The 12,259-nt window shown below is 38.0% G+C and carries 8 protein-coding genes; 7 read left to right on the forward strand and 1 reads right to left on the reverse strand.

The window, feature by feature from the left end; translation table 11 throughout:
- Position 1 precedes the first annotated feature (1 nt).
- A complete protein-coding gene (locus ZA06_RS12380; RefSeq protein ID WP_053977783.1) occupies positions 2 to 2,761 on the reverse strand; it encodes a putative LPS assembly protein LptD in 2,760 nt (919 codons plus the stop codon).
- 110 nt (positions 2,762 to 2,871) lie between these two features.
- On the opposite strand from ZA06_RS12380, the gene ZA06_RS12385 reads away from it, so the two are divergent.
- The 7 genes from ZA06_RS12385 to ZA06_RS12415 all read left to right on the forward strand — a co-directional run bounded on the left by ZA06_RS12385 (position 2,872) and on the right by ZA06_RS12415 (position 12,256).
- Positions 2,872 to 3,993 carry an N-acetylmuramoyl-L-alanine amidase family protein gene (locus ZA06_RS12385; protein ID WP_053978085.1) on the forward strand — a complete coding sequence of 374 codons (1,122 nt, stop codon included), beginning with the start codon at positions 2,872 to 2,874 and terminating at the stop codon, positions 3,991 to 3,993.
- A gap of 56 nt (positions 3,994 to 4,049) precedes the next feature.
- Entirely contained in the window at positions 4,050 to 5,021 is a 972-nt protein-coding gene (locus ZA06_RS12390; RefSeq protein WP_053977784.1) for an MlaD family protein, read from the forward strand.
- Positions 5,022 to 5,039: 18 nt separating this feature from the next.
- Positions 5,040 to 6,350 carry a (Fe-S)-binding protein gene (locus tag ZA06_RS12395; protein ID WP_053977785.1) on the forward strand — a complete coding sequence of 437 codons (1,311 nt, stop codon included), beginning with the start codon at positions 5,040 to 5,042 and terminating at the stop codon, positions 6,348 to 6,350.
- Between the two features lie 56 nt (positions 6,351 to 6,406).
- Entirely contained in the window at positions 6,407 to 7,198 is a 792-nt protein-coding gene (locus ZA06_RS12400; protein WP_053977786.1) for a (Fe-S)-binding protein, read from the forward strand.
- Between the two features lie 181 nt (positions 7,199 to 7,379).
- Entirely contained in the window at positions 7,380 to 8,603 is a 1,224-nt protein-coding gene (serB, locus tag ZA06_RS12405; protein WP_053977787.1) for a phosphoserine phosphatase SerB, read from the forward strand.
- A gap of 46 nt (positions 8,604 to 8,649) precedes the next feature.
- Positions 8,650 to 9,132, forward strand: coding sequence for a hypothetical protein (locus ZA06_RS12410; RefSeq protein ID WP_053977788.1), 483 nt, complete (start codon positions 8,650 to 8,652; stop codon positions 9,130 to 9,132).
- Between the two features lie 181 nt (positions 9,133 to 9,313).
- Complete coding sequence (locus ZA06_RS12415) at positions 9,314 to 12,256, forward strand: glycoside hydrolase family 3 N-terminal domain-containing protein (protein ID WP_053977789.1); 2,943 nt, start codon at positions 9,314 to 9,316, stop codon at positions 12,254 to 12,256.
- Positions 12,257 to 12,259: the final 3 nt, after the last annotated feature.

Here is a 12,259-nt window from a genome sequence, read left to right on the forward strand (position 1 = left end):
GTTATAGTTGTTGGTCACGTTGTTTACGTTTATCGTATTTAAGATCTTTAAGTAGGCTTGATTTAATCCCGATAAAGAAATTCCAAGAGCTACGACTACTGAATGGAATCCAACTAAAGTTCATTCTCCAGCTTAAAAGGTCGCGTTCAAAGCGTAATTGGGTATAAGTGAATCCTTGATTTTTAAAATCGTAACCGGAAGAGGCACCAACCGTCCAACGAGGCGACAAATCGATATCTCCAGAGAACATTAAGGAATGAGAAGAGATTTCATTTTGCCTAGCAGAATTGGAGTAGTTCACGGCATAGGCCAAGCGCAAACTCCAAGGAATTTCATATTTATAGAATTCGGAGTTTTCATCGGCTTTGGATTTACCGCTATCATCATTCAAGCGTTTATCTGCAAAGTCCTCATTCTTCCCAAAAAGGTCATCGGCACGTCCACCGCTTCTTACATTGTCCTCAATGGCGCGTTTGTCTTCTTCGGTCTCCCCTTTAAATGTGTCACTGGAAAGGGTGTAGCTCATGTTCATACTGGCAGAAGTCATACGGAACAAGCTTCCTCCATTTTCAATATTGAACTTATCTATTTTACGATTATTGTTGTCTAGAGCATACGGATCTAAGGTCATCCCGAAGTTGATGCTCATCTTGTTGTTTAAAATTTGTGTTCCTCCCGAAACCCTTACAGGGCTCCAGTTCAATGAATCTCCTGCAATGTTGTAGGAAGTAGAGAAGTTCAAGTTGTTCAATAGAACCACTTTTTTAGCTTCGGTAGCTGTAGAGTCTCTATCCTTAACTTTTGCCTCTAAATTGTTGGAAAGGGAAATCCCTACAGAGCTTCCATAGGTTTTGTTTGGAGATCCAAAAATAGAACCTTCAAAACGGCTATATTCTACTTCTCTTGTGGTAAGTCCGTCTGCGGAAATCACTTCGTAGGTTTCATAATATTGGTCGAAAGCCGGATTGATGTTATAACTTACCGAAGGACGCATAATGTGCCTTATAGTTTGTATTTTTGGGTCTCGATCTTTCAATTTGAAATCCCAAAAACCGTAAATAGTCGTTCCTAAACTAGTCCCGAAGTTGTAGGTTCTAAAGCTGTCAAAACCTTTACGGTCTATGGTAACCACTTCGTCTTCAAATTCGTCATAATATTTCTTAATAGTATTAAGGGTCCAGTTTTCTTCAAAATTGGTGCTGGCACTCATACTGAAATATTTAAACAATTTCCAGTTGGTACTTAATGGAATGCTGTGTTTCATACCAATTTTGGCATCATCAAACATTTCTTGTTTGAAGAACAATGAATCGGTGGTTTGGATTCTATTTTCCCCCCGAACATTGTATTGAAAATTGATGTTTTGAAATGCGCCCTTTTTGGTGCCTTCCCTTGGTGCAAATGGAAAAACACGACCAACACTAGCCTGTAAGGTTGGAAGTGTCATATTGATCTGTTCGGTTTGAGTATTTTGAGAATGAGTGGCAGTAAGGCTCAAGTTTGTTTGTGGCTCCCCCTGAAAAGTCTTGGAATAGGAGATCGAGGAAGACATGGTATTATTCAAAAAGTTGGCAGCATTGTATTGGTTAATGGATTGTTGGTAGTAGTTACTACTTCCTAAGTTAACCGAGGCAGAAAAGCGCGAGTTTGGATTGGCTTTGGAATCTTGACTGTGGGACCACCTAATGTTGTAAATTGTAGATCTGGAATAATCCGGAAAACCACGTTCGCTACTAATTAAATTTTCATATCTAAAACTAAGGTTTCCTCTAAATTTATACCTGAGCGCATAATTGTTTTCTAGACGTAAACCATAGCTTCCATTGGTATAATAATCTCCTAAAACTGCTAAATCTGTATAGTCACTAATAGCGAAATAATATCCCCCATTTTGTAAAAAGTACCCTCTGTCGTTTTGTTCTCCAAAAGAAGGAAATATAATCCCAGAGGTTTGCGTTTTGGTCATAGGGAAATACGCAAAAGGTAAACCAATTGGCGTGGGTACGTCATAAATAAACATGTTGGTAAAGCCAGTAACCACTTTTTTATTGGGAACTACCTTTGCTTTACGCATCAAAAAGTAATATTCAGGGTCATCTAGATTTTCTGAAGTGGTGAATTTTCCTCGTTTTATAAAATATACCGAATCATTTTCTTTTTTGGTAACATCGGCAATGATGGTTCCGCCACTTTGTTCGGTTTTGGAATTGAAAATCAAGGCCTTTTTGGTTTCGGTATTGAAAATAATGGAATCTGGTTCCACTACATTGCTTCCCTGTTTGAATATAGGTGGTTGGGTATAAACACCAGTAGAATCCTTCAATCTTCCCGCGTAAACCAAATTTTTGCTGTAATCAATTACGATAACTCCCGATTTGATTTCCATATCCTGATACAATACTTCAGCTTGATTGTACAGAGTGATTTTTTGTGTTTTTTGGTTCATGGAAACATAGTCCTGTGCTCGGTACTTTACAATACCCGTTAGGAACTCTTTTTTCTTCGGGATGGAATCGGTACTTATGGAGTCTGATTCCTTTATATTTAGGGGGGCTGCCAGAAGGGAATCGGCAACCACATCAAGGGTGTCTCTTTCTACTTTTGGTTTAATGGTTTCGACTGGTTTTGGTAAGTCCTGAGCGAACGCCAAAGTGTTAATAAGCACTGTAAAACTTAGGCTAAAAAGTATTTGAAAGATGTTTGTACGCAACGCTTTTAAATGTATTTTTGTAAAAGTATGGCTCGGTTTTTGAAAAGCCAAAATTACATATATTTTTTTGGGATTAATTATTATTCAATTAAAATTTAAAAATTAACTCAGCCTCAATTTTTTAGGTAATAAATAAAGATATTCTGTCGTTGAAAACATTTATGAGAACGTACTTATTATCAATAATCGTATTATTTACAATTTCTTTAACATTTGCTACAACACCAAGAAAGGATCGGGACAAATTTGTGGTGGTCTTGGATGCAGGACATGGTGGGCATGATCCTGGAAATTTGGGAAATGGCTATAAAGAAAAGGATATTGCCTTGAAAATTGTATTGGATTTAGGTGCTGCTTTAGAAAGATTACCCAATGTTAAGGTAATCTATACGCGTAAAACCGATGTGTTTGTAGAATTACGCGAACGTGCTGCCATAGCCAACAGGGCAGATGCCGATTTGTTTGTGTCAGTTCATTGTAATGCTCACGGTTCTTCGGCCCACGGGACGGAGACATTTGTTCTGGGAGAAGCTAATGATCAGCGAAACTTTGAAATTGCCAAAAAGGAAAATGAGGTAATCTTTTTGGAAAGTAATCACGAGAAGCACTACGCAGGATTCGATCCTAATTCTCCTGAATCCATGATTGGAATTTCTATCATGCAGGAAGAATACACCCATAATAGCATTCTTTTGGCACGAATGATAGAGGATAATTTTTCAAATTCTTTAAAACGTAAAAGTCGTGGTATCAAACAGGCCAGTTTGTGGGTATTACATAATACCTACATGCCAAGCGTTTTGATTGAGGTAGGTTTTTTGACTTATAAGCCAGAAGGACAGTATTTACACTCGGGATCAGGGCAAAGTCAAATGGCGAATTCTATTAAAAATGCGGTAGTGAGTTATAAAAAGTACCTAGAGCAGAATGTAGGTGAAAATATTTTTGATGATGATGAGTTGGCAATGGCCACCGAAACAGAATTGGAAATAGAAACGGAATTACCCAAAGTTTATAAAGATGTTACCTTTAAGGTTCAGATTGCGGCAAGCTCGAAACGATTAAAATTAAAGCCATATAATTTCAACGGATTGGAAGTGTCTTCTATGGAAGAGGCAGGAAATACCTATAAGTATTTTTACGGTGAAACTTCCGATTATAACGAAATTCAGAAGTTCCAAGAGGTAGCCAAACAAAAGGGGTACAGTGGTAGTTTTATTGTAGCCTATAAAAATGGTGTGCGCATAGATCTTTCCGAAGCGCTTAAAACAGCTACCAATTAAAAGTATTCTTAATATATTTATCACTAATTTTGTGAGCAACCAAATACAAATTCACATTGAAAATCTCAAGAGAAGTTAAAACCGCAATATTGGTTATCTCAGGAATAGCCTTACTTATTTTTTTATTCAATTATTTAAAGGGTGAGAACCTACTGGATTCTTCACGTACATATTATGCCGTTTACGATAATGTTGAAGGTTTGACGCCATCTGCTCCAGTAACAATTAATGGGCAGATTGTAGGAAAGGTTCAAAATATTAAATTCAAGGAAGACGGTTCAGGGAAATTGGTAGTGAAATTATTAATCACCAATGATTTCGAGTTCTCTAAAAACAGTACGGCCGAATTATATGAAGCTGGATTGATAGGAGGGAAGGCCGTGGCCATTATCCCTGCATTTGATGGTGCAGCTCCTGCAAAAACAGAAACCTTCTTGGAATCGAAGACTAAAGACGGTCTTTCTGAATTGGTAAACCAACGCTTGACACCTTTACAGGAAAAAATTGAAATGGTAATGGTAAGTGCCGATGAAGCCATAAGAAATATCAATTCTATTTTTAGTGCCGAAAACAAGAAGAATTTGAGTGTGGCCTTGGCAGAATTGGATCAAACCATTGTTGCCTATAAAAATACAGCTAACGGTTTGAATAAAATATTGGCGGAAAATCAGGAAAGTTTAAAAAGCACACTTTCCAGCGCAGAAAACACTTTTGGTAACTTCTCCAAAATTTCAGATTCTATTTCACAAGTGGATTTGGCAGGTGCAGCAAGAGATTTACAAAGCTCCATGAACAACCTGAATCAATTGCTTTCAGGAATTGAAAATGGCGATGGTACTATGGGAAAATTCTTGAAGGACGACAAACTCTATGATAACTTGGAAGGGGCTACCAAGCAATTGGAAGAGCTATTACAAGACCTAAAATTAAACCCTAAACGTTATGTGCATTTTTCGATGTTTGGCAAGAAAGCCGATCAATATGATGCCGAAGGTAACCTAATCAAAGATTCCGAATCAGGGGAATAAACGACTACACTTACAGAAATGAACTATATTCCAAACATACTTTTTGCCGTGGCTCTTGCACTGGGCATCGGCTATTTTGTTAAAAATGTAAAGAAATTAGTCCGTAATATTAAATTGGGACAAGATGTGGATGTCAGCGATCATAAGGATCAACGTTGGCAGAACATGATCAGGATTGCCTTGGGTCAAGGTAAAATGGTTCGTCGTCCGGTGGCAGGAATTCTTCATATTATAGTATATGTAGGATTCATCATTATCAACATCGAGGTACTTGAAATTATTCTTGATGGTCTAACCGGAAAGCACCGTTTGTTCTCATTTATGGGAGGTTTTTATGGGTTTTTAATAGGCTCTTTTGAAATTTTGGCCTTTTTGGTGTTTGTTTCAGTAGTCATCTTTTGGATTAGAAGAAACATCATGAAGCTACAAAGATTCTGGAAACCAGAAATGACCAGTTGGCCTAAAAATGATGCGAATTTCATTCTTTACTTTGAAATGGTGTTGATGACCTTGTTTTTGGTTATGAATGCTACCGACATTCATTTTCAGGAGATGCATTCTGGAAATGTCATTAGTCAATTTATTGCCCCATTGTTTTCCGGAGCGTCCGAAGGGACGTTACATGTTATAGAGCGTAGTGCTTGGTGGTTGCATATTTTGGGAATTTTGGTTTTCCTTAATTATTTATACTTTTCAAAGCATCTTCATATTCTACTGGCGTTCCCGAACACTTATTTTGGGAAGGTAAAACCTAAAGGAGCATTTAACAATGTTGAAGCTGTAACTGCAGAAGTAAAAATGATGATGGATCCCGATGCAGATCCTTATGCCATGCCGGAAGAAGGTGCAGATGAGGAAGTACCTGCAAAATTTGGAGCAAGCGATGTTCAGGATTTAAGTTGGGTACAGTTGTTAAATGCGTATACCTGTACGGAATGTGGGCGTTGTACCAGTGAATGTCCTGCGAATTTGACAGGGAAGAAATTATCTCCTCGTAAGATCATGATGGACACCCGTGATCGTTTGGAGGAAGTTGGTAAAAATATCGATGCCAACAATGGGGAATTCAAAGATGATGGTAAGCAGTTGTTGGGAGATTATATTTCACATGAAGAAATTTGGGCCTGTACTACCTGTAATGCCTGTGTGGAAGCTTGTCCGGTGAGCATAGATCCGTTATCCATTATTTTGGAAATGAGACGTTATTTGGTGATGGAGCAGAGTGCTGCTCCAATGGAATTGAACAACATGATGAGCAATATCGAGAATAACGGTGCCCCTTGGCCGTATAACCAGATGGATCGTTTAAACTGGGTAGATGAAAACTAGTATGGCATTCCAACATTTAAACATAGGAATGTATAAACTACAAAACGAAAATTAAGATGGAACAACTTATAGTAAAAACCATGGCCGATTATATGGCTGAAGGCAAAGAACCTGAAATTTTGTTTTGGGTGGGGTCTGCTGGAAGCTATGATGATAGAGCTAAGAAAATAACAAGAGCTTTTGTTAAGTTGTTAAACAAAGCGCAAGTAGAGTTTGCTGTTTTGGGAACCGAAGAGAGTTGTACTGGCGATGTTGCCAAACGTGCCGGGAACGAGTTTCTTTTCCAAATGCAGGCCATGATGAATATAGAATTGTTGAATGGCTATGAGGTGAAACGCATTGTTACGGCTTGCCCGCATTCCTATAATACACTTAAAAACGAATACCCAGCTTTGGGAGGTCAGTATCAAGTGCAGCACCATACAGAATTTATAGAAGAATTGATGCACAATGGACGTTTGAAAATAGAGAGCAGTTCTACCTTGAACGGAAAACGCATCACTTTTCATGACCCTTGTTATTTAGGGCGTGCCAATGAAGTTTACGAGGCGCCAAGAAACTTGTTGACAGCTTTAGGAGTGGATTTGGTTGAAATGAAGCGCCATAAGCAAACTGCTTTATGTTGTGGAGCTGGTGGAGCACAGATGTTTAAAGAACCAGAAAAAGGAGACAAAGACATTAACGTGTTAAGAACCGAAGATGCTTTGGAAACACAACCGTCCATTATTGCAACGGGATGTCCGTATTGTAATACCATGATGACAGACGGGGTGAAAGCTAAAGAGAAGGAAGATTCTATTCAGGTGCTCGATGTTGCTGAGTTGATTGCAAATGCAGAAAACCTTTAAGTATTCGGCGTTAAAAAATCTCATTTTTCAAGGTTGTTTTAAGCACTTTCTTTGATGAAAGATTAGCAAATCTTTTGAAATCATACTGAATCTTTAAATATCAAGCTTTGTTTAATGCAAAGCTTTTATTTTTCAAATAGAATATTGAATTTTACAGCTATAAGGTTTAAAAAACGATAGTATGGCTAATGAGATTTTCCTTTTAAATATTTCAGGGCAGGATAAACCTGGTTTAACGTCCAATTTAACGGCGGTATTGGCAGAGTATGATGCGAAGGTACTGGATATTGGTCAGGCCAATATTCATGATACGCTTTCGTTGGGGATTTTGTTTGAAATCAAATCTAAGGCCAAATCGGCTGCGGTATTAAAGGATTTACTTTTTAAAGCTTATGAGCTAGGGATTACGGCAAAATTTACTCCAATCACCTTAGAGAACTACGAAAACTGGGTGAATTTGCAGGGAAAGGATCGTTATATCGTGACCATTTTAGGTGAAAAATTATCGGCTGAGCAGATTGCTAAGGTTACTGCGGTTATTTCAGAAAAAAATCTCAACATCGATGCGATTAAACGACTTACAGGTCGTATTTCTTTGTCTAAGGAAGAAGAATATCCTAGAGCCTGTATTGAACTTTCCATTAGAGGGCAGATTGACGATAAATCTGAGTTCACCAAAAAGTTTATGGAAATTTCGCATGATTTAGATGTGGATATTGCCTTTCAGGAAGATAATATTTATAGAAGAAACAGACGTTTGGTTTGTTTCGATATGGATTCTACATTAATACAAACTGAAGTTATTGACGAATTGGCTGAATTGGCAGGTGTTGGTGATCAAGTGAAGGCCATTACGGAATCTGCCATGCAAGGTGAAATAGAATTCAAGGAAAGCTTTACTAAGCGTATGAAGCTTCTTGAAGGCTTAAGTGAAGAAGTGCTTCAGTCTGTAGCTGTAAATCTACCAATTACGAAAGGAGCTAGACGATTGATAGACACCTTAAAAAGTTACGGATTTAAAACTGCTATTTTATCTGGAGGCTTTACTTATTTTGGTCACTATTTGCAAAAGGAGTTAGGGATAGATTATGTGTATGCTAACCAATTGGAGATTAAAGATGGTGCTTTAACCGGAGGTTATCTCGGAGAAATTGTGGACGGAGAGAAAAAGGCCGAATATCTTAAAAAAATAGCAGAAGAAGAGGGAATCAATATTAGTCAAACCATTGCTGTTGGTGATGGGGCCAATGATTTGCCTATGTTGAATTTGGCAGGTTTGGGAATTGCCTTCCATGCCAAACCAACAGTAAAAAACAATGCCCAAAGTTCCATATCAAGTATTGGTCTGGATGGTGTTTTGTATTTATTGGGTTACCACGACAGGCATATAGATTTGGTGAATTAAATTAAGATGTAAAGTTGTACTTTTGTGTGCATAAAAACAAAGAGCTATGTTAGTTGATTTCGATACATTACCAGAAGAATCTAGAGTTTGGATCTACCAGGCCAATAGAACTTTTACAGATACAGAAATTCAGGAATTGGAGACCAAATTAGACGAATTTATCCATAATTGGACAGCACACGGCAGCGATTTGCATGCAGGATTCAAAATTATGTATAAGCGCTTTATTGTAATTGCTTTAAACCAAAGTTTAAACAAGGCTACAGGATGTTCCATTGATGCTTCGGTAAATTTTATTCAACTATTGGAAAAGGAGTATAATGTGGATTTGTTGGACAAAATGAACGTATCCTATAAACAGGGAGAATTTATCGCTTACAAAAGTTTAATCGATTTTAAAAAGATGGCCAAGGACAAGGCAGTATCGCAAAATACAATCGTTTTCAATAATTTGGTGACCAATATTGCCGAGTTTAATGAGAATTGGGAAGTTCCTGCCAAGGATAGTTGGCATTCTAGATTTTTATAAAAATCCTTAGTCCAAAATTATCATGATATCAAAAAGAAGCTGCCTTTATAATCAAAAGCAGCTTCTTTTTATTTTTGGGTATTGTTAGTAGCTTCTTTATAAAACTGTCTTAAAGTTTTTTACACTTCCTTGTAAAAGTATTATTTTGGCTAATAATTAATTCTTTGGCCTAAATACCTTTATGAAATACATAGATCCCCTAACTTCTATCATACTTTTATCTTGTTTTTACTACGCTTGGGCACAGTCAAGTCCAATGCAAACCAATACTCCAATTAATCCCTTATTAGCAGAAAATCCTGTGGCTCAACAAAAATGGGTGGACAGTATTTACAACGGTATGAGCTTGGAGGAAAAGCTTGGGCAATTGTTTATGGTGCAGGTGTTTTCTAGTCAAGATGCAAAGACAAGGGAAAAGATTGAAAATTTAATTGCAGAACATCATATTGGTGGAATCATTTATTCCAAAGGAGGTCCTGTAAGACAAGCCAAACTCAACAATGAGCTACAAGCCCTTTCAAAAGTTCCAATGCTTATTGGTATGGATGCGGAGTGGGGTTTGAGCATGCGTTTGGATTCCACTTATGCCTTTCCATGGAATATGACTTTGGGAGCTATTAAGGATAATGCCTTGGTTCAACAAACCGGGTATCAAGTAGGGGAGCACTGTAAGCGTTTGGGCGTACACTTCAATTTTGCACCTGTGGTGGATATCAATACCAATCCGGCCAATCCCATTATTGGAAATCGTTCATTTGGAGAAGATCGCGATAATGTAACGGTCAAGGCCTTGGCATTTATGAGGGGAATGCAGAGCGCTGGTGTTTTGGCCAATGCCAAACACTTCCCAGGTCATGGAGATACCGAAGGGGATTCCCATAAAACATTGCCTACTATTGGGTTTGATGAAAGACGTATTGATTCTATAGAACTTTACCCTTATAAAAGGTTGATTAAGGAAGGTTTGTCCAGTGTGATGGTGGCACATTTAAATGTACCTAGTTTAGAACCTAGGCAAGGCTATCCATCTTCTTTGTCAGAGAGAATTGTTACCGATATTTTACGTGAACGTCTTCAATTTCAAGGGTTGATTTTTACAGATGCTTTGGAAATGAAAGGAGTGTCTAATTACAGCGAATCTGGTGATGTGGACCTAACGGCCTTTTTGGCAGGAAATGATGTGTTGTTGATGTCTGAAGATGTGCCTGCTGGTGTATCCAAATTGGGAGAAGCCTATGCCAGAGGAGTGATTTCTGAAGAGCGTTTGTCACATTCGGTAAAGAAAATTTTAATGGCCAAATACAAAGTTGGGTTGGACCATTATGTGCCAATTGAGACAGAACATTTGGAGGAAGACCTTAACAGACTTAAGGACGATTTGCTATATAGTCAATTGATGGAATCTGCTATTACTGTTGTGCGTAACAAGCAGCAGGTATTACCTATTAGACATTTGGACACTAAAAAGATTGCTTATGTAAAATTTGGAGATGATGATGGATCGGTGTTTTTAAATGAGCTTCAAAAATATACTAAGGTGCACGAAGTAAGTGCAGATAAATTAGATGAACTTCTCACCAAACTTCAAAATTACAATACTGTTATCATTGGTCTGCATAAATCTAATGCATCTCCTTGGAAACCGTACCAGTTTACCAATCAAGAATTGGTTTGGTTATATGAAATAGCCAGGACCAATAACGTGATTTTGGATGTGTTTGCTCGTCCATATGCCTTAATGGATCTGCAATCTATTGAAAACATTGAGAGTATTGTGGTTAGTTACCAAAACAGTAAGATTGCTCAGGAAAAATCGGCGCAAATCCTATTTGGAGCTTTGCCTGCAAAAGGACATTTGCCCATATCGGCAGGTGAGTATTTTAAGGTTGGTGTTGGTGTGGAATATACCGATATAGAGTTGTTGGGCTATGGTCTGCCAGAAAGTGTAGGGATGAGTTCAGAAAAATTAAAGAAACTGGATTCTGTTGCTAATTATGCCGTTTACAACGAAATGACTCCAGGAATTCAATTGTTGGTTGCCAGAAAAGGAAAGGTGATTTACAATAAAAATTTCGGGAAACACACTTACGAAGGAGATGAAGTGGTAAAATCCAATGATATCTACGATTTGGCATCGCTTACAAAAATTTTGGCAACGCTACCTTTGGTGATGGAATTGGAAGAGCGTGGTGAGTTTAGTTTGAACACTAAATTGTCTAAAATTCTTCCAGAGTTTAAAGAGTCCAATAAAAGGAACATTACAATTAAGGAAATGCTCTCGCATTGTGCTCGTTTAACGCCTTGGATTCCTTTTTATACGGCTACTTTGGATTCCTTGAAAAAGCCAAGTCCAGAGTATTACAGACGAAAACCGAGCCCAAAGTTCAATATTAAGGTCGCGGACGAAGTCTATCTAAGATATGATTATCCAGACACCATGCAAAAAATAATAATGGAAAGCGAATTGCTTCCCAAAGCAGGTTACCGCTATAGTGATATGCCCTATTATATTTTAAAGAAATATATTGAAAAGTTTTACGACCAACCTTTGGATGAATTGGTTCAGGAACATTTTTATAAAGCTTTGGGAGCAAACCACACCACATATAATCCGTCCAAACTGTTCAGTAATTCACAAATAGTGCCAACTGAAGTGGATGATTATTACCGCTATCAAACCATTCAAGGCTATGTGCACGATATGGGTGCAGCCATGGAAAATGGGGTTGGTGGTCATGCTGGGGTATTTAGTAATGCCAATGATGTGGCCAAGATCATGCAAATGTATCTGCAAAAAGGATTTTATGGTGGTAGGCGCTATCTAAAACCTGAAACTATTGAGAAATTTAACACCTGTTACTATTGCGATGCCGATAACAGACGCGGGGTTGGATTCGATAAGCCACAATTGGGAGATAGTGGTCCTACCTGTGGTTGTTTGTCCATGACAAGCTTTGGGCATTCAGGTTTTACGGGAACTTATGCCTGGGCAGACCCAGAAGAAGAAATAGTATATGTATTTTTGGCAAATAGAACGTACCCAACGGCAGGAAAGAATCTATTGCTGAGGGAAAATATTCGAACTGAAATACAACGCCTCATTTACGAGGCCATTGAAGATTAAATC

The organism is Mangrovimonas xylaniphaga (assembly GCF_001280435.1).
In the GTDB taxonomy this organism is placed as follows: domain Bacteria; phylum Bacteroidota; class Bacteroidia; order Flavobacteriales; family Flavobacteriaceae; genus Mangrovimonas_A; species Mangrovimonas_A xylaniphaga.